At 57.4% G+C, this 19614-nt stretch carries 16 protein-coding genes; 6 read left to right on the forward strand and 10 right to left on the reverse strand.

Features of this window, described 5'->3' with window-relative positions:
* Positions 1-49: 49 nt before the first annotated feature.
* The 4 genes from HMPREF1628_RS08660 to HMPREF1628_RS05640 all read right to left on the reverse strand — a co-directional run bounded on the left by HMPREF1628_RS08660 (position 50) and on the right by HMPREF1628_RS05640 (position 4501).
* On the reverse strand, positions 50-1435 hold the full coding sequence (locus HMPREF1628_RS08660; RefSeq protein WP_052038916.1) for a hypothetical protein: 1386 nt from the start codon (positions 1433-1435) through the stop codon (positions 50-52).
* 346 nt (positions 1436-1781) lie between these two features.
* On the reverse strand, positions 1782-2126 hold the full coding sequence (locus HMPREF1628_RS05630) for a hypothetical protein (protein WP_034509181.1): 345 nt from the start codon (positions 2124-2126) through the stop codon (positions 1782-1784).
* A gap of 48 nt (positions 2127-2174) precedes the next feature.
* Positions 2175-3854 carry a Rep family protein gene (locus HMPREF1628_RS05635; protein ID WP_198030411.1) on the reverse strand — a complete coding sequence of 560 codons (1680 nt, stop codon included), beginning with the start codon at positions 3852-3854 and terminating at the stop codon, positions 2175-2177.
* 419 nt (positions 3855-4273) lie between these two features.
* Positions 4274-4501: a helix-turn-helix transcriptional regulator gene (locus tag HMPREF1628_RS05640; protein ID WP_034509447.1), complete on the reverse strand. Its 228-nt coding sequence runs from the start codon at positions 4499-4501 to the stop codon at positions 4274-4276.
* Positions 4502-4715: 214 nt separating this feature from the next.
* Between HMPREF1628_RS05640 and HMPREF1628_RS05645 the strand changes: the two genes are divergently transcribed.
* The 3 genes from HMPREF1628_RS05645 to HMPREF1628_RS05655 all read left to right on the forward strand — a co-directional run bounded on the left by HMPREF1628_RS05645 (position 4716) and on the right by HMPREF1628_RS05655 (position 8434).
* On the forward strand, positions 4716-5930 hold the full coding sequence (locus HMPREF1628_RS05645) for a site-specific integrase (protein WP_198030412.1): 1215 nt from the start codon (positions 4716-4718) through the stop codon (positions 5928-5930).
* Between the two features lie 707 nt (positions 5931-6637).
* A complete protein-coding gene (locus HMPREF1628_RS05650) occupies positions 6638-7594 on the forward strand; it encodes a hypothetical protein (protein ID WP_034509185.1) in 957 nt (318 codons plus the stop codon).
* 477 nt (positions 7595-8071) lie between these two features.
* Entirely contained in the window at positions 8072-8434 is a 363-nt protein-coding gene (locus tag HMPREF1628_RS05655; protein WP_084703264.1) for a YchJ family protein, read from the forward strand.
* A 149-nt stretch (positions 8435-8583) separates the two neighbouring features.
* Here the strand turns inward: HMPREF1628_RS05655 and HMPREF1628_RS05660 are convergent, their stop codons facing one another.
* Entirely contained in the window at positions 8584-9210 is a 627-nt protein-coding gene (locus HMPREF1628_RS05660) for a hypothetical protein (RefSeq protein WP_232219398.1), read from the reverse strand.
* A 202-nt stretch (positions 9211-9412) separates the two neighbouring features.
* On the reverse strand, positions 9413-10096 hold the full coding sequence (locus tag HMPREF1628_RS05665) for a DUF6318 family protein (RefSeq protein ID WP_034509193.1): 684 nt from the start codon (positions 10094-10096) through the stop codon (positions 9413-9415).
* Between the two features lie 209 nt (positions 10097-10305).
* Here HMPREF1628_RS05665 and HMPREF1628_RS09095 point away from each other — a divergent pair, with 209 nt between their 5' ends.
* Together HMPREF1628_RS09095 and HMPREF1628_RS08665 are read left to right on the forward strand one after the other, a co-directional pair.
* Positions 10306-10959: a TM2 domain-containing protein gene (locus tag HMPREF1628_RS09095; protein WP_198030414.1), complete on the forward strand. Its 654-nt coding sequence runs from the start codon at positions 10306-10308 to the stop codon at positions 10957-10959.
* Positions 10960-11300: 341 nt separating this feature from the next.
* A complete protein-coding gene (locus HMPREF1628_RS08665; RefSeq protein ID WP_052038918.1) occupies positions 11301-12407 on the forward strand; it encodes a hypothetical protein in 1107 nt (368 codons plus the stop codon).
* Positions 12408-12475: 68 nt separating this feature from the next.
* Here the strand turns inward: HMPREF1628_RS08665 and HMPREF1628_RS05680 are convergent, their stop codons facing one another.
* The 3 genes from HMPREF1628_RS05680 to HMPREF1628_RS05690 form a co-directional block, all read right to left on the reverse strand.
* Positions 12476-12793, reverse strand: a complete 318-nt coding sequence (locus HMPREF1628_RS05680; RefSeq protein WP_034509196.1) for a DMT family transporter — start codon at positions 12791-12793, stop codon at positions 12476-12478.
* Between the two features lie 11 nt (positions 12794-12804).
* Positions 12805-13359, reverse strand: a complete 555-nt coding sequence (locus tag HMPREF1628_RS05685; protein WP_034509198.1) for an O-acetyl-ADP-ribose deacetylase — start codon at positions 13357-13359, stop codon at positions 12805-12807.
* Positions 13360-13829: 470 nt separating this feature from the next.
* Positions 13830-16874 carry a UPF0182 family membrane protein gene (locus tag HMPREF1628_RS05690; protein WP_034509202.1) on the reverse strand — a complete coding sequence of 1015 codons (3045 nt, stop codon included), beginning with the start codon at positions 16872-16874 and terminating at the stop codon, positions 13830-13832.
* A gap of 176 nt (positions 16875-17050) precedes the next feature.
* On the opposite strand from HMPREF1628_RS05690, the gene HMPREF1628_RS05695 reads away from it, so the two are divergent.
* Positions 17051-17752 carry a PPA1309 family protein gene (locus HMPREF1628_RS05695; RefSeq protein WP_034509205.1) on the forward strand — a complete coding sequence of 234 codons (702 nt, stop codon included), beginning with the start codon at positions 17051-17053 and terminating at the stop codon, positions 17750-17752.
* A gap of 357 nt (positions 17753-18109) precedes the next feature.
* Here the strand turns inward: HMPREF1628_RS05695 and HMPREF1628_RS05700 are convergent, their stop codons facing one another.
* Complete coding sequence (locus tag HMPREF1628_RS05700) at positions 18110-19267, reverse strand: YlbL family protein (protein WP_052038919.1); 1158 nt, start codon at positions 19265-19267, stop codon at positions 18110-18112.
* Between the last annotated feature and the right edge of the window lie 347 nt (positions 19268-19614).

Here is a 19614-nt window from a genome sequence, read left to right on the forward strand (position 1 = left end):
GCGAGAGACCCCCTAGCCAGGTGGCTAGGGGGTCATCTTTTCCCCGGGCTCACAGGCTGTAGCCGTCGCCCTCGCGCTCGGTGTCCTGCCCGTCGCTCGGAGCAAGGTTCGCAACAACATCGCGAACGTTATGCTCGACTCTCCGTTGACGGTGCTCATGACGCTTGAGATCACGCTCGCGCACCGGATCCTTGTAAGTCGTCATCGACTTCATCTGCTCACCGAAGCCGGGAGACTTAGCAAAGGTGAGATACGCCTCCCGCTTGGCCTCAATGAGCGCCTTCACGGCGGGATCGTTAACTCCCTTGACCAAGGTATCGGCAAGGACCCGCACCCCATCCATGAAGAACGTGCGGGCCTGCTCGCCCGAGAGTGGTCGAGATGCCCGGACGTTGGCAAGATGCTGCCCCGCCTCCTGCGCTACCGCCTGCGCCCTGAGGGCGTGCTCGCGTGCTGCTTGCTGAAAACGTTCAGCCTCGGCGCGACCCCGCTCGTAGCCTTCTCGGTGGCCTTCCTCGCGAGCAGTCCGACGCTCTTTCTCGACCTCTTTCCGGGCAAGGTTGACGCGGTACTCCTCACGTTCAAGGTCCTCACCGTCGCTGATGAGTTCTTCACGAGCGGTGGCGAGCTGGCGATGTTCGTCGCGTAGCGCGCCGTAAACCGCTTTGGTCTCGCTTTTGTCATGTCGGAGCGGATCGACCTCGCGTTCAACCGGCCACCCACGTTCGACCATGTAAGCCTTCAGATCGTCCTGATAACGTTCAAGTTTCTGCCTACCCGTGAGCATCTTGCCGTCCTCCCCCTTTACATCACGGTGCGCGGCGTAGGCCCGTGACCACTCCGGGCGAAGTTGCCCCTCGTGCTTGGGATCAGCGGCGAACGTGTCCGCGAGCAGTTGTATGTGGGGCGTAGTTTCTGAGTGCTGAATGTCGAAGCCGAGGATCCCGTCGAAACCTCCCGGGATGACGTTGTTTCCGAGGAAGCGCACAACGTCGACGAAGTACTTTTGAGCCTCGTTACGATCGCGTGCGATCCAACGTGAACGACCCTTGCCGTAAAAATCCGGGACCTCTTTACACATGCTCTTGGGCAGATGAGCAACGAACATGGAAGTCGTCACCGTTCCGCCTCGCATCTTGCCATTCTTGTCCGGCTTATCTTCACGCAGCGGTGAGGACAATCGATCCACCCTTGCCTGCCCGTAATCGATTACCTCCTGCATGGACGTGGCGCGAACAAACTTGCCCGTTCCGTCGTTCACGAACGCGCGGTCAAGAACCTCGTCCTCAACGACGATATTCGTGTTCTCGCGCGCCCAATACTCGACCGCCTTCGGGTCGAGTTCGCGCATCATTTCATGGACAATCGCGCGCCGTTCCCCGACGGCTTTCGTGTGCGTGACCCGAAATCCGGTGCGTCCTGTTGCGTCGCTCATTTTCTTCGCCTCACTCGTTCATGTTGTTCTCTCGTTCGTCGTCGCAGTGGCGGTGCGAGCGGGGACCCCTGCTCCCTGCGGTCGCTTGCCCCTTCTCGCGCCTCCACCGCATCCGTGTGCCAAATCTTCGGGTCCCCGGTCGCTGCGCTCCCTGCCCAAAGATTTGCCCCACGGATCACACAGCTGTAACCACGGGACCCTCGCTTCGCTACCCGTGGTCACACCTGTGTATTAACCCCCTAAGACACTTACGCTTCGCTCCAGTGTCCGGGGGCTGCTCCGCAGGGGCGGTACCACCTCTCCAGACCTGCGCTTGCTCGGTCTGTTTGAGGTGGTACCAAGGCCGTCACCACTGTGCCGGTGGCACACTGGTTCCGTCCTGGTCGTCGCCGTTATCAGACCCCCACGGGGGGTCTGACTCCGGCTCCTCTGGAGTGCTGTTCTTGGTGCTGTTCACACCAAAAACATGACGCACTTCCTCGGCGATTACAGGGTCGTTCAGGGTCTGAACAAGGGCCTGAATCGCCTCCGTCGTTTCCGCAAAAACGAGGGTTGCGACCGCCTCTCCGAGGGCCTGTTTTGCGGAAAGCAATTCATCCGCGCGTGCACGCTTGAGTTGATTGCGGAGCGTCCGGGCGCGGGTGTTCGCCTGCTCCAATTCCTTCTCGATCTCGGCTGATGTCTTGGTCATGATTTCGTTCCTTTCGTTGGGTTGGTTGGTGGTCTGATTGTGGAACGGCTAGAGGTCCCACTGGTTCTTTGGACGAGGAAGTGTTGCCCGTGGTTTACCGTCGATGTATTCGATCTCCACCTTCGGAATGAGGTCGATTTTCCCGATCGCAGCGAGTTCGACTTTCTTTGCCGCGAGCATCTCCCGCTCGCGCTGCTTCCGGGCCAGCTCATTGGCCTTGCGCCGCTCCTCAGCGGCCTTATGCTCGGCGGCCCTCCGGTCGGCCTCGATGACCTCGAGCACTTGACGAGCAACGGCCCACGTCCGGGTGCTGAGCTCGGCCTTCTCGCGCGCCTCAATCTCCTCTGGCGTGGGCTCTGTCTCAATGATCTTTTGTCCGGCAGTCGCAAACTCACTCAAGATGTCGTCGACACTCACGGACTCGTCGTCCGAGCCGGTTAGCCGGGCGCGTTGTTCCAGGATCGGCGCGACGGTGCGCGCCTCGATCTGGCGAATCGCGGACTCCCGTTCGGCGGCATCGGTGATCGCCTGGCAGCGGCGATTCAAGAGTTCGAGGTTGTGACGCAATCGCTCATGCCGCTCGTACTGTTGGTACTCGCGGGTGCCGTTGAGAAAGCCGAGGTTCACGTAGATCGAGAACTCACCCTCCTGCACCGGGATGATGAGGGGAAAACGGCGGTATGCCTGATCCTTGTTCTCCGAGGTCTGGACGACCTTGACCCCCATCCTGTTTGTGTAGGCGTATTCCCCAGCAAGGCCGTTGAGAAACGTCTTGTAATCGTCAGGCCCGGTGACGATGTTGACCCGGTTAACCAACTGTGTGTGAGAACCCTTGACGTTGACGATGACCTTCTCCGAGGCGTCGCGGTACGGACCCAGGACCCGGAACAACAGACCCCGGTCTCGACGACAAGCGTCAAGCATGGTAGAAGCTCGAAAATCCGACCAGATGATGACCTCCTCGCCGTCGTAGTCTTCAAATGAAACGTTCGACCCGCCCACGGTGAAGTAGGGCTTCTCCGCCGTCGGGTTGAGGGACCGAGCGAGGGCATGAGCGAGGAGGTCTTTGCCTACCCCACCAGGCCCAAAAACATAAAAGTTCACGACCTCCAGGGGAGGGGCCAAGCTGGCCAGATAGTCGGCCCGCAGGCCCTTGAGGTGGCTCATCACCCCCGGCGCTGACCAGAGTTCAAGGTCGTGCTTACGCACGTGATCGAGGCTCCACTCACCACCGGCAACCTTGAGAGCGGCCTCCTTGCGACGACGCTGGAGCGCCTTGCCCAGACCCTTCTCCTGGCGGGCTATCTTGTGCTCCTCCAGATCGGTACGCCAGTCCCAACCCTTCGAGGCGTGAACCTCCGAGTCGTCATAAAGGTGCTTGCCTGCTGCCTGCTGCTTGGGGTTCTCGTGGGTGAGGTATTCAACAAGGTCGAGAAACGCCGACGGGGGCTTTGGCTCCACACACTGCGGTGGCACTCCAAACGCACGGGCGACCTGAGCAATTGACGCAAAAGAACTGCGTTGGATCACAACGTGGACATGCGGGGCTTTAGGCGCCCCCTGGACGAGGGCGGAGTTCTTTGCGACCTCGGCAGACGTGTACACATCCTTGTCGTGCAGAATCCAGGCGAAACGCTTCACACCCTTCTTCGCGAGCGCCTTTCCCACCTGCTCCGTGGTGATAAGGGTCTGGCCTGTGGACGGATGGCTCAGGTTCTGCGTAATCATAAAAACACGACCCCCTGGCTCATTCGCGTAAGCCCACGGCCCCCCGTCTCGATAGGGATCCTCATCGGTACCGACGAGACCGAGGAACCGCAGTGCCTCGGGTGTGGATTCAGAGTAGTCGTTCCAGTCGTTTTTGGTCGTTTCACTCCCAAAAACGACTGAACCGACTGCGCGGGACACAAGCCCAGTGTCCCGCGCATTATCGTTGGTATCACAGGGAAAAGTAGGGGTCGAAGAACCCGGAACGACTAAAACGACCGGGTTTTTTGGTTGCTCTGAAATGCCCTCAAACCCCTGTTTTTCGTTCCACTCCGCCGTCGAAAGACAGTCGTTTTCACACGAGGGCGTGCCCCCTTCGGGGGCAAGCGTCGGCCCCTCCGGGGCCTCCCTCGCGGGGGAGAGGGTGAGGTCGGCGGGGTTCATCGCTGATCTCCCGTCGTCTCGACACGAGTATCCCGAAGGAACGCATCGAGGTCCTTAACGAGGTACACGATGCGCGGACGACCAGCGCCTCCAAGACGCGAATACGCAGGCCCCAGGCCACGAACTCGCCAGTTGGCGAGCGTCTGACGGGATAAACCAAGATAAGTGGCAGCTTCCTCAGCAGTGAGGGCAGCAGGGGTGACGAGGGTAGTAGGGGTAGACATTGAGGTCTCCTAGACATGAAGCATCTAGGCGACCCGAGTGGGATAGTCCCCGGTTGCAGCGGTGCTGCGTCGCTTGTGTGTGCGGTTCTGATGACCGCGCCGTCCAGTACGGCGTCCCCTATCTGTCCCCAATAATACCAGATCGCACCTCACAGGGCAACAACTGGGCTGTTGAATTGAACCACAGTTGCTAGTCCCTATGTATCATAGAGACATGCCTAGAGTTCAAATACCCTCAGGAACGAGCACAATCGACTCGGTGACCCCCGTCCGCCTGCCGAACGGGAAATACCGCATCCAATGGAAAATACGCCTCCATGATGGACGCCTCCTCTCGCGCGACACGACAGGCTCGACGAAAGGCGAAGCGCGAGCAAGGGCGCATACCAAGGCGGCCGAACTGCTGGCTCAGGGCGGAGCAGGTGGCAACTGGAAGCCCTCATCACTGGCAACCGAGTACCTGGAGAAGGTCTCCAAGCCCATCGTCACTGACTCCTCAAAACTCTCGAAGAACTCAAAGAATCGCTACAAGACCGTCCTTGCCTACCTCGACGAGGCGTTCAAGGGGTACTCGATCGCCTCGGTAACGCGACGACGCACCATCGAAGAACTCTTGAAAAAGATCGCCACCGAGCATGGATCGGAAAGTGGCCGTCACGCAAAAGGCGTTGCCAGCCGATACTTCTTCGAAGAACTCATCAAAGACGACGTAATCGAATACAACCCCCTCGCTGGTGCCCGGATCGACCTCGGGAACGTGAAGAAACGCGAAAGGCCCGAAGGTGGACGTGCGCTCACCAGCGCCGAATACGACCGTGTACTCACACACCTTCTCACCGTGGACCCCGCCGAGGGTGCGGACCCACCAAAGCGAGGGAGATACACGCTCGAAGATCGCGTGGCCGTCCACAGGAACTGCATCGACCTCACCCTGCTTCAGATGGCCACGGGGTTGCGCGTCAGTGAAGCGAGGACGCTTCTGTGGTCCGATGTCATTGAAGACGGCAACGGTCGCCCTGCGTGTCTCATCAGGGCTGAGAATGCGAAGACAGGCAACCCGCGTGTTGCGGCTCTCGTCGAGCCTGCGGTGTACGAGCACCTGCTTCGACGAAAGGATGAGATCGGCGGGCAATATGTTGTCGGTGCGCCGTTGAATCCCGACACCGAGTGGGACAGGTTCAACGCCCAGAAAGTCCTCAAAGGCTTCTACGTCGAACTCGCCAAGGCGTGCGAGGTGCCCCTGCTGGAAACGCACCGAACGCACGTCTGGCGGACAACCCTCAATACCCTGTATCGGACAGACGTTGACGCGCTATTGCGTGCTCGAACACTCGGGCACTCGCTCGATGTCAACGCGCAGGCCTACAGCGATCTATCCGACCTCACGAGCCTCTACGAGGCCGCACGGGCACGGCGCGAGGAAAGGTAGGGAGTCCCTACCTTATTCCCTATGTTTCATCGTGAATATCCCACATCGAGCAGTATCAAGCGGTAACCTAATCGGCGCACTTACCGCATGATTCCAACGAATACTTGGCTCTACCGCGCTATTTCACTGTGAAACAGTTCAGACCCCGGAGGTCGTCAGTTCAAATCTGGCCCCCGCTACCACTCAAATCTCGCCACATCGAAATGTGGCGAGATTTTTATTGCTCTGCAGCAGCACGACATAGTCATCAAATTGAGGGTGAACACGTCGGCCGATGAAACAGCATCCAAACCAAAGCTCATCCCGCCACCTTCAACGATTCAGACCCAAAGCGGCGAAACTGACAGCACAAACAGGTACTTCCCCTCACGCACGGTGCTACACCTGGCAGGCTCGACCAGCGTCCCGACCCAAAGCGGCAGAAATCCCCTCCCAGATAACCACTTTCCCTCACGCACCATCACAGCACTGCTCCTTCCCCTCACGCACAACTACCACACCGCTCCTTCCCCTCGGCGCCCAACCACGCCTCCTTTCATCTTCTCCACTTCGCCCCTTCCGCCACGCATGAATTAGAGGAAATCGCAGCGCTTTTTCTTCAGCACACCAACCTCGCGAGGAATCTGAAGGTGTACCGCTCCCGATAAAAACTGTTTATCCTTGTGCTAAGAACGCTCACAGAAAGGTGGCGGCCAGGGACCAAGGCCATGAAAACGGGAAAGATTTTAGTTTCAGCGCTACTCGTCGCGGCGCTAGTATTTGGCTTCGGCTTCATCGCATATCACTACCTGACAAAATCGCAAAACAGTTGCGCCGAAGCCACCGAAGACCACGCAGCCGCTGTAAAGCAGTACGAAACAGAAGCCGTGAAAGCGCGGGAGTTACTCAACTTCTTCAACGACGAAAACTCCTTTGGGTACTCCACCAGCGACGAAGCCACTCCCCTCATCAAAGCCACACGAGAAGCACTGAGCGAAGCACCCGAAGCTGTCGCGACTTGTTCCTCCGCTGCCGACGCGAAGGCCATAACTAGAGCCACTCGCGAAGCCAAGGAGCACACAAAAATCCTCACCGAATCAGTCCAAAGACTCACCGAAGGCGTACTAAATTACGCTGCGCCTCTTATCAGTGAGAAGAACGGCGAATACCGAACCGCGATTACGGAGGCTCTAGCTAGCGCGAAAGCGAGCTTAGCGAAAGCAAACACCTCCGAAGGGTACGGGAAGGTCGAAGGATCACTAAATCTGCTGATGGGTGCGCAACGACTAGTCGACTCGCCGCCCGAAATACCCGAGGTGCCCAGCGAGCTGAAAAGTCTTGACGATTTGCGCGCGGCCAACGCGACACTCGACCGAATAAGCGAAATAAAATCTAACGCGGAACACTACTCCACTGCCCTCAAAGGATCCATCGACAAATACAGCGACGAGCTGGACAAGAAAAAAGAGGAGATGAAGAGGGAAGAGGAAGCCAAGAAACGCCGAGAAGAAGCGGAACAAAAATCCTCTTGCAACGACATCATCGTAGTTGGGAAGCAGTGCACTAACTACACGGAGATCCAGTATCTTGCGTCAAACGGCTGGGATCTGGACAGCGCGATCCAGGACGCGCAAAGCGAAGGGTGCGCCAGCATCAAACCTGACAGCAATCCTTGCGGTAACTGACGTTATACGGCCCTGCCTCCAGAGGGAGCCAGCGAATTAGACCTGCCTCCAGGCTGCTCGCTCTTCTCTAACGACAGCACCTTAGCGACATCCGTGCCCCTGTTAGCATGGCGTCCTGAGCGACCGCTCCGCTTCGAGACCGAACCTACCGCGTGACACAAGACACCTCAACTTGTCATCTTGACATGGTTCGCAGCCACGTCCGTGAGGGAAAGAGCCTGTTTCTGCCGATTTGTTGACAGTTCCCGTCTGAATCGCGCGCGAGGCCGATGCTCCAACCACAATCGTGAGGGAAACTGCCAGTTTAGATGCCTGTTTTAGCCGCTTTGGGTCTGAATCGATTCCCTGCGACAAGCCATTGGGCAGATACTGCTCGACTGAATAAAAAGCAGGCTGCCACCACGCGGTAGAGGCCTCTAGGCCAGAAAGATTTCGGTAGAGTCGCTTTAGGTCTGAATACCGGCAGAGAGAGAAACCATGTGCCCTTGTGGTTCCGCAAAACCCTACGAACAGTGCTGTGGCCCGTTCCATCGGGGAGGCAACCCGCCCACGGTCGAACTCCTTATGCGCGCCCGGTATTGTGCGTTTGCACGTAAAGACCGCGACTTCCTGCTCCGTACCTGGCATGCGCAAACCAGACCGAACTCCCTCACCTTCGATGACGCCATTACATGGACAGGCCTCGAGATCATCAAAACCGTGAAGGGACAGCAACCCGACTCCATGGGCATGGTCCACTTCCGCGCCCACTACCTCACCCCGCAAGGCCCGGGCATACAGGAAGAACGCTCTCGATTCATCCGCACAGAGGACGGCTCGCCTTGGGTTTACGTCGATTAATTTTTGAGGATGAAGCTGGCCCCTCGCCACGCCACAGTTTCGCTTGCACCGTGTTTGACCAGGATTGCACGCTGTTCGCGCCTACAGAGGACAACGAGGTCATCTAGGCTCCTGCTGGACGCTCGGATTATCATCCGAGCACCTGGCGGCTAATAGCTAGGTTTTGTCAGCGAGATGATGGGCTTGCGCACCTCGAACTCGCTACTAGTGGACGTGGTGGTACGCTGCTTCGGCATGTCGAAACTGGAACCAGCTACATTAACTTTCGCGTCCCACACGGTTGTCACGGACACGTGAGTTCGGCCTTCGTTGCGGTAGGTCCAGGTGATTGACTCGTTCGGATAAGGCGCGCCATCGGTGGAAACAACCAGTTCAGAGGCACCTCCACCGGGTTCGTTGAACTGGATCTGGTGCTCTCGAACGCTCCAAGTTACAGTGACGTCAAACCCATCGACGTTTACCGAGTTAGTCGGCTTCTCCCCAGTCATGTAGACAATTGTTGGCACCGTGGCAAAAACCCAACCCTTGTTGGGTTGAATGTTCACTCGCATGCCTGCCAAGTTTGCGTCATCGACCGCTTTAGCAACTATCTGTGACAGATCTACCGGACGATACTCAACTCCACCATCGGTGGTACTACCGCCGGTTGGAGTCTGAACCCGGCCAGTAACCGGATCAAAACACAGCTGATGCGCATGACTGCCATTAGAGAACCGGCGCAAACCGCACACCTCAAGCGTGTCCCAACCTGCTTTGCCAGCCGAATCAAACCGCACGCCCTTAGAACCATCAGGGAGTAAACCCAAATCATAGATGCCGACATACTTCAGTAGAGGAGAAGTAAAAACATCGAGCGGACTCGCTTTTTCAACACTATTCCAGGGTGAGCTTCCTGGCTCAGAAACAGTATTGACAAATGGAAAAGGAAAGCTGATAGTCGCAAAAACCATAAGAAGCGCGCCGAGCGACTGTGTAAGGCTAATCACCGAAGGCCTCCTCTTCAGTGCCAGCTTGGGCATCTGATACCTTCCAGCCTTCATCCCAAGAAACCTCCACAGCAAAAATTATGGTGTCTTGAGGATGAATCTTGGGGCTACTCGCACCATTCTCGTAAAACTTGTACTCGGGAACATTGGCTTGCAACTGTGTACCATACTCCGCTCGAGGTGTAGAGCCTCCATCTAGGCTCCCATTTACTCTGATGTCATCAGTGTAAAAGCCCTCATAATACGCATCTGATTCGGCAATCCCCTCGATAAAATCAAGCATATTTGCACACGATTCAGAGCCGGACACACAAATTTCACGCAAGGGTTTCGGATCCCGTATGGCCACCGAGTACATGAATATCTTCATCGCATACACAGAAAATGCCTGCGCTCCTAGTACGGAGTGCTCGTGCGCCTCGGCCGGCATTTCTGGTTTGGGGTGCGGGTAGAGCACGTCTGCCGGTGGGATTGTCGGGGCCGTACTTGGCGCTTCAGTTGCAGCTTGGGAAGCAAGAGAAGTTTGGGCCTCCTCGGCCCCGTTATTCCCCGGTGAAGAACACCCTGCGATGCCCACGCTAAACAAACTTAGTATGGCCACAGCTGTCATGGTTTTGGGATGGCGCATCGCACTGAACTCCTCGAATGTGAAACCTGTACAAGGAAAGTACGACATACGAGCGCCAATTCCTAGACCGTCTCAAAATTCTGTGAATAACTCGGATTAGAAATGAGCGCTTCTCCAACTCGGCGTCGCGCCAGTTTCGAAAAAGATGACAATCTGCGTGTCGAAGGCACGCCTTGAAAAAATTTAAGAGAACTTCTGGCACTATGGATCTGAATCGCGAGCGAGAGCCAAACACCGGTTGGAGAGGAGGTGCCCCGATGAGCGCATTTCCTCAACCTGAAAAGTATTGGAACACCGAGGAGGGCGAGACACACAACGAGTCTGAGACCCAAAATGCCTGCGAATACAACCTCCCTCAGCTTCAAGACAATGATTTCCAAACAGATGCTGCACGCATCGAACACGCCTCCGCCACTTCCCCACGGGCACCGCGTAAGCCCCGAGTGAGTGGTAATGCCAATGCCGACCACTTGCGCGCAGAACGCAGTTCATACCGGGCACCTCTGCCGCCGGGTGGTTCACAGAAAAACACGGGCAAGCGACCTGAACCTTCACCAGATACAACAAGTGAAATGGCGGCGGCCTCGAAAAACTCTGCGGTTACGAAGATAAGAAACACTTTTCAGACCCTAAATGCCGGCCGCAACAAGCACCGAGATGCCGCTGATAAACCACAAAAAGACAGGGTCGTAGCCGGCGTGCTGGCCATTTTGTTGGGAGCGTTTGGAACCCAGAACTTTTACCTAGGTAAATACAAACTAGCGGTTATCCAGCTGCTGATTACCTTGCTATCTGCACTGGGGCTCGCTCCCATCGTTGCCATGTGGGGAATTCTTGAGGGAATCATGTACCTGTTCGGTTCAGACCCGAAGTGGAAAGTTGACGGGTGGGGGCGTCCTCTCGCAAACTAGACCCCCTGCTTTGCGTTACAGGACAAATCACGATTCAGACCAGAAGTGCCACAAAAGCCTCCTTACATGCCACTTCCCGTCGGAATCTCAATCGTGCAGAGGCGGATTCGTAGCGATTCCGACCTAAACCGTCTTGACCGCCTCGGATTCCTGGCACTTCCCGTCTGAATACGGCCCAGCCCCGCATAGTCTGCCTCCGACCGCACCTCCATCGCCGGCCCGCCCCTGCTCACATGTTCTCCATGCCCTACCAGTTTCCCAAGCCGGGCTCTCATAACAGAATCCACACCCCTCGTCGGATAGCACCCCTCGAAAATCACAATCATGATGCCCTTTCACGCATGGGAAATATTCACGACATCGCAACATGGGCGCAATCAGGTCGCACTATCACGAGGCGCAAAAACAGTAGCCGCGTCAGACTCGCCTACGGCCTTTGGGCGCAAATTCAACCCGGCTCCCCCTGGGAAATCTGGGAGGCCGTCCAAAAGGAGCGAGCCCGCCGTGTACTTGACATGTCCGCCGAAGGCACGGCCCTAGACGGAATCATTGCTGCCCTCATCCACGGCGCACCGATCCCACACAAAACCTGGGAAATCGAGCTCATCACAGGAGTCAAGCATTCCCGCCACCACTCCAAATGCAAACTACGTTTCGTAGGCGAGTCCACTTACCAGTGGTTCGGCAACGCCCTCGGTCTTTTGCCCGCACAAGCCCCATCGGGATCGCCCGGAACGAGCCTCGAGGCATCCGCATCAATGCACAGCCACAATCTGCCCCGAATCCACGAGGCAGTAGTCAAACGAAGCTCCAGAACACTTCCCGCTTCCGCCTACACAACAATCGATGGCATGAAAACGCTGAGGTGGGACTACCTCTGTGTGGAGCTACTGGCGCGCCACCCCGCACGGCATTGTGTGCCCATAGTCGACTGGTTCATCCAACAACGCGTCCGTGAACACAAACGTGACCGGGCCGCCGTCGAAGCAACCTTTCGGACCATCCTTCTAAGGTTCGAAACAATCCTGGCAAGCCGAAAAGATCACCGCGGCAAACGACGCGCACGACGCAATCTGCGCCTCATCTCCCCCTGGTCGGAAAGCATCGGCGAATCGCTACTAAGACTCGAACTTCACCGTTTCGGATTTCCTCCTGCCACCGAGCAATTCGAAATCGGAGAAGGCAGACGCCGCTACTTCGCGGACTTCGCCTACCCATCGAAGGGGCTAGCGCTCGAATTTGACGGCATGATCAAATACGACGGCAGCCTGCTCAGCCCCGAGACTGCCCTACATGACGAGCGTCAACGAGAAGAGACTATTCGCAGCAAACTCCCACACCTCGAACGGTTCACCTGGGGAGAGTTCAAATCTGGGAGCCTGTCCACTCGCCTCGGCAAGCTTAGATCCAGATACTTTCCCGGAGCATTAATGAAACGCCTCATCTGAACATTGAAACGAAGCACCACCCCACGTGTTGGAGCCTATTTCAAGACTCGTGCGTGTGCTCCCCCGCGCTATGACACAACTTTTAGGCCGGCAACGCCCGCAACGATCATGCCAATGAAGACCAACTTCAAAGCTGTTAGTGTCTCAACCCCAGCGAACGCTGCCCACAGCACCGTTGTTGCCGCACCAATCCCAACCCAAATCGCGTAGGACGTTCCAACCGGCAAGTCACGTAGCGCCAAATACAGGCCACTCACAGAGATTATCGAACCGACCACAAAACTCAGCACATTTAGCAACGTAAGAGCACCACCCGCCATACGGTCCAATGCACTTGCCCACATGGCCTCAAACATCGCGGAAACCACTAGAATCACCCACGCCATCAGCGTCCTCCTTAATCAACTTCGAACGAGCCCGCCGCTAGAGTTAGCGCCGATTCAAATATCGCGCGAACATTCTCATTCGTAACCGCAAAAATAATCGTTTGTAAAGCCCTGCAAGCACCATTCTCCGCACTGTTCCAGGCCATCACAGCTGAAGCCGCGACCCGCGCAACCTCTTCCATTCCCCAACCGTAGGCGCCAGCAGAAATAGCTGGGAAAGCCACCGATCGGGCACCCAACTGTGTGGCTAACTCCAAAGAGTTCCGGAATGCCGACTCGAGCAGATGCGGATCTTCCTCGCCTGCATGACGATTCGGACCAACCGTGTGGATGACCCAGAGTGCCTGCAAATCATAAGCCTTTGTAGCTACGGCCTGCCCAGTTGGTAGCCCGTCCGGCAACTCCGTGTCCCGTATCCTGCGGCATTCTTTAAGCAAACCCGGACCGGCTGCCCGATGAATTGCGCCATCAACCCCGCCACCTCCCAGCAGCGAGGAGTTTGCCGCATTCACAATCACATCGACTTCGAGCAAAGTTATATCTGCTACCTCGACGATTAGGTTCAAAACGGCCTCCCTTCCTGGCTACCCGCTACAACCGTATGTCATGCGCGTCCCGATCGCGTGCGAGACCCAAAGTGACACAAAATCCTGATCATGGAGGCACTTCCCCTCTCGAAACCGTTAGGCGCTCGAGCGCCCCGCTAGCTTTCAGACCCAAAACGGCGAGAACAAGGGAGAAATCAGGCACTTTCTCTCACGCAGCGCGGCAAGGCAATCCGTTTGTGACCGCATTCCGACCCAACCGGCCAGAATTACCACCAAAATAGGCATTTCCCGTCGGGCACGTGGTTTAGAGCTGCCAACCGAGAATTCGAGCCTTATGCAGAGGCCGGGCCCACCAAAAGCGCGGGCCGAAGCCAGGCCCATGAGCCCTCATCGCCGGAGGCAACGCCGCGGCGCCCACCCCCGGGTAAAGCAAGGCCTCCCGCCTACCAGCTTATCGCTGGCAGACGGGAGGCCCCAAGTTTACGCTACTACTTAGCGGCTGTGCCCTCCGGCTCAGTGGGCGCGGCCGTCGGTTCAGGCGCGTCAACAGTGAGCTCCTCAGGGCTGAGCTGAGTTTGCGTGTCCAGCTCGTTCTGCAAACGCAGTGCTTGAGTCAAGTAGTTCTGCAAGCGTTGTTGCTGCTTACCGTACTCGGCCCAATCGCCAGCCTTCATCGCGTCCTCACCCGCAATGATGGCATCACGTGCACCTTGCAAGGCGCTGGTCAGCTTCTGCTGGGTCGACAGGTCCAAATCCTCACCGTCTCCCGATCCGGATCCGTCCGTACTTCCCGTGCCTTCAGCTAGCTCCGCCGCCGAGTCACCCTTGAATGTCATATCGAGGGCGCCCTCAAGCGTCTCACTAAAGCCAACGGAATCACCAAACGCGGTCATGACCTTACGCAGAACCGGGTACTTGGTTGAACCCGTACCCTGTAGGTAGACCGGCTGCACGTATAGCAGGCCGCCACCAACAGGCAGAGTCAGCAGATTTCCGAGGATTACCTCGGACCCTTCTTGGTCCATCAGGTTCAGCTCTCGCGCAATCTCCGCGTTCGCGTTGAAGTTGTTCTGCACCTGGCCCGGCCCCGGCACCGTGGTCGAGGATGGAAGCGCGAGCAGACGCAACTGACCATACCCCTCACGCACCTTACCTGCCTCAGACCCCGTCTCAGAGTCAACAGCGAGGAAGCCTGCCATCGGTTCTCGATCCGCACGTCCGCCCGGCACGAATACCGAGGTCAAAGAGAACTCTGCGCTTTCTTGGCCCGGCATCTGCATCGTCAAGTAGTACGGAGGCTGAACTGGCGTAGAGCCATCAACGTTTCGCACTGACGTGGGGTTTTCGGACAGCCTCCAACGGTCACCGCCCGTGTAGAAATCGCCGGCCTCGGTCACGTGATATGCGGCAAGCAACGACCTCTGAACCTTGAACAGGTCCTGCGGGTAGCGAAGGTGCGCCATCAGGTCACCCGAAATGTCCGCGAGCGGCTTCACCTGACCGGGGAAGGTCTTCATCCAGGACTTAAGGATCGGATCCTCCTCATCCCACTGGTAGAGGGAAACTGAACCGTCGTAGGCATCAACCACTGCCTTCACCGAGTTACGCATGTAGTTGATGTTCGGCTGCGCGGCGTACAGCGCTGAATCCTGCGTGGAGGCATCCGCAGTTGCTGCGGAAACATTCACGTGCTGCGCATACGGATAGTGGTTCGACGTGGTGTAAGCATCCACGATCCACACGAGGCGTTTAGGCGTGGACGGGTCACCATCCACGTCCACCACTGCCGGGTAGGGCCTACGGTCAAGCGTGAGGTAGGGTGCAACCTTCGAAACTCGTAGTGCCGGGTCACGGTCGTACAGAATCTGCGATTCAGAGTTAATCTGAGACGCGAAGAAGATGTTCGTCGACTGGAACTTGATTGCAAACAGGAGTTTGTTGAAGAAGTTGCCAATGGACGGGCCACCATCACCATCGAACGTGGTTGGAACCTGGCCGCCGGACTGCTCATCGGGGTAGTCCAACTCGAGCGGGTCGGATCCTTCAGGAGCGCCAACAATCGAGTATTCGGGCGAGTTCGGCGAGAAATACACCCTCTGCTCATACTCTCCAACGTCGCCGGTGGAAGGAATACCGTCCTCCCACCACTGCGGCTCACCCTTCGAGTCAACCCTGTTGCCGTAAGCGGCCACCACGCCGTATCCGTGCGTGAAAATGGTGTGCCTGTTAACCCAGTTCTGTTCGTTGTTGTCGAGGCCCTCGAGGTCGATCTCGCGAACCGCGATAACCGTGTCCCTCTTCTGACCGTCAATCTCGTAACGATCAACGTTCAGCTGATCCTCGAACGTATAGTACGAGCGCGACTGCTTTAGCTGTCGAACAGTCGGTGAAATTATGTCCGGGTCAATAAGACGGATCTGCTGCGTTGACGCCGCATCGTCACGGAGCTGGCCAGTGGCGGTATCAGTCCTCGCCGCGTAGGTCTGAACTTCAACATCCTCGAGGTCATATGCCGCAAGCGTCGCGTCAATGTTGCGCTGAATGTAGGGCGACTGCAGGGCGCGCTCGTTTGGACGCACCTTGAACTGTTGGATCAGCGCAGGGTATGCCATTCCCAGAACAAGGGCGGAAACCACCGTAACAGCAACACCCGCCACGGGCAGGTGCCATGTGCCGCGGAAGGCCGCAACCACGAAGAGTATCGCTACAAGCACCGAGATAACCGCGAGTATCAGCTGCGCCGGAATGTAAGCATTAACCTGCGTGTACAGGGCGCCATCCGAAGGTGATCCGGTGGTCTCAACCAGCGCCCGGTAAGGGGCAATCCAATAGCGCAGGCCAACCACTAGCGACAGGATTGCCGCAAGGATTCCAACCTGACGCCGAGCCGGCCTCGTAACCCGAAAACGAGGAGCCACCTGAATAGCACCGTAAAGGTAGTGCACCACGATGGAAGCGAGAAGGCTCACGACAAACACCGTTGTGAAAAGCGAGAGGATCATCTTCAAGAGCGGCAAGGTGAACACGTAGAACGAAACGTCGGTGTTGAACTGCGGATCCGTAACTCCGAACGGAGTTCGGTTCATCCACATGATGATCTGCCGCCAATCTGCGGCAAGCCCGAGGCCAGTGAACAGACCGATAACCAGCGGAACTCCCCAGAAAATGACGCGTCGCAGCGACGTCATTTTCTCCTGATACTGCATTAGGCTTTCGCTACGGCCTCCAAGCATTGAACGCGGACGTTTCTTGTGCGCCCAGTTCATGTTCAGGCCAACAATAGTGGCGTTCACAACCGTTGCCACAGCGACAATCGCTAGAATCGACAGCCACTTGGTCCACAGCACTCGTTGGGCTTCCAACTGGTTGAACCAAAGGACCTGCGTCCACAAATCGGACGCAACGTAGATGAACGCCCCAAGAATCACAAGCACCAAGATGGTGATCCGGAAAGGCGTCATCCCTTTCTTAGGATGACTGGGCTTTTGCGGCCGAGGCTGCTCAGGAAAGCCCTGGAATGGAAAACCGCTCACGTTTTTCCTCTCGAAAACTAGCGAGTTTGCTTACATCGTCCGTCCAGTCTACCGATTGGCGAGGCATAAGGCACACGGGAATAATGGTGCTTAGCATACCTGCCTTACGCGCTACCGATCGGGGCTGAACGTTCTGGTTCAAGTGTAGGGCGAGCTACGGACAAAGGAAGTGAACAATGTTTAACGAGGACGAGGCTGCACCAGCCTCCCCCAAGTCAAATGGCGTAACCGGTGCCCAGCTTGGCCTCACGCACGCTGTGCACGAGATTGAGCGAGCGGCCTCGGCCTTGGGGTGGGATCACGCCTCCACTGTTTACGCACTGGTACCCACGGGAGAGTTGTTGGCTTTGGAGGAAGTCCCCGCGGACATGCGCGCACACCTCGAGGCCAGCTGGGACGGCACCGAGACCGCCCTCACTGCAGTCATTCAGGAGGATTTGCCTGGCGAAGATCTGGAGGAAACCCTCGCGCAACTGGGCTGGCCCGAGTCGGTTGCGGGCGCAGCAGTTGCCACCGAACGAGTGATGGTTCCGCCCGCCGTGCAGGAGCAGGCGCCCGCCGATCCGGTAGAGGCCGTCGAGTTCTTCGCTAATCACCCTGACCGGGACGAGGTCCGCATTGTTGCGGGCGTTCTCCGTACCGGCGAGTCCTGGTGTGCTGTGCGAGCCCGCTCGCATGATAACGATGATGAGGTCGCCGAAGGCACCAACCTCGTTCCCGGCCTGGTTGAAGCCTTGTTCACCACGTTCATACCCGCCGAAGAGCGCCGGCCAGGAGGATGCGGTAGCGGCTGCGGCTGCGGGTCCGGAGGAGGCTGCGGGTCCGGGAGCGGACAAGGCGACGACGCTGGCTGTGGGGGCGGCGGCCGCGGCTGCTAACCTCCCGCTCTCGCGGCGGCTTCACACTTCTCGCGCTAGTTGTTCTACACTCCTCGCGCTAGTGAAGGTGCGTGAGGGGAAGTGGCGGTTTTGCACGCCGAATCTGCCAGTTCCCCTCGGAATACCGCAAAACGATACGGCTTCAACCACATCCGTGAGGGGAAGTGCCTAATCAGCGCTCGGTTTTTGCCAGTTTGGGTCTGAATACTTGTAGATAAGTAATCGCCTTGCCACGTCTGTGAGGGGAAGTGCCTAATCTAAGCCGGGCACACGCCAATTTAGGTCGGAATGGTGTACGCCGCAGGAACCCTGGGCCAGCGGGAGAGGACCCGAAGCGCCTTCATGCCCGGCGAAGGATCACTTGGCCTCGCACACCGGGTGATCGATAGTGGCTCCCTTCGAGATGGCCTGCACCGCCTCGCGTGCTTCCGCGAGCGTCGAAACCGGCCAAACCTCTAGGCCATCGGGGATGTTTCCCACCGCCTCGTCGCAATTCGACTTCGGGGCAAGGAACCACTGGGCACCATCACGCTTTGAACCGTACATTTTCTGCACAATGCCGCCGATTGGCTGCACCGCACCGTCATATCCGATCGCACCGGTGCCCGCGATAATCGCACCGCCGGTTGAATCGCCGCCGGTGAACTTGTCGATGATTCCGAGTGCGAACATCAAACCGGCCGATGGGCCGCCGACGTTCTCCAGGTGAATTGTTACGTCGACAGGTAGTTTCACGTCCGCGCTCAGGTAGATACCGAACCGAGAACCCATAAAGTCCGGCCCCGTCTCCTCAGGCAGATAGGTGCGCATGGCAAGGGTTTTCTTCTCACCGTTACGCAAGATTTCCAGTTTCACGGGTATTTCTGGCGGGAGAGTCTTTGGAAGCGCGAACGGAACCGACGGTCGGTCAACCGCATGCCTCTCCCCATCCGGAGTGATGATCGCTTGGAGCACATCGCCCTCCTCGACCACACCCTCAGCGTGCGATCCCGATGTTGCGCCCGCAACCGTCATGGTCACGTCCACGTCGTAGCCGAGCTCCTCCAACGCCACTGAGGCGGCGGTCGACTGCGACGAGGTCATTTGGATTTTACTGAGCTCATCCAATTCTTCGCGGGTAAGGTCACGCGGATAGACCTCCTCCACCGGCCTTACATTGCTCGACGGATCTAGCTTCGCCAGTAGAAAATCCACGAGGGACACGTGTGCATCCGGACCGCCTAAACTCGACACGGTGACCATGCGTAGCTGCCCCTCGGACTGCTTCGCAACGTCGGGCGCGGCAATTTCGATTACAGGATCGCCATTCATAGAACCGAGGACGTCGTACGTCGGCCCCGGAGACGTAATCACATACGGCATCGGAACCGCGAATGCAATGACTCCGACCAGAACTAACGCGCCTATTAGCGCGCCCCACCGTCCGATTTTTCTACGGAGGGAACGTTCACCGGCAGGCTGATTCTCGCCGTCCTCGTTAATTTCCGAAGGAGCGTTGTAATACTCGATAGCCATGTGTTCCTCCAACCGGCCTAGCACTGTGTGGACCGCCGAAACCATTTTGCGCGAATGACTCGAACTTTTCCAAGTGCAAAGAGGCGCGGGGTCATTATGTGCGTGAGGGGAGCTGGCAGGTTCAGCCCCCAAAACCGTCACTTCCCCTCACGGATGCAGTTGAGTCTCTACTCACCAATGCGTATTCAGATACAAAGTGGTCGAAAAGGGAGTCTGATTGACCACTTCCACTCACGCAGCTGATTCCAACCAAGCGCTCCTTCGACATTCAGACCGGAAGTGGCGGGTCTACGCACGAAACCAGCCACTTCCGCTCACGCACGTGAATGCCATCCCATATCTTTAGC

The sequence above is a fragment of the Actinomyces sp. S4-C9 genome (assembly GCF_000758775.1).
Classification (GTDB): Bacteria; Actinomycetota; Actinomycetes; order Actinomycetales; family Actinomycetaceae; genus Gleimia; species Gleimia europaea.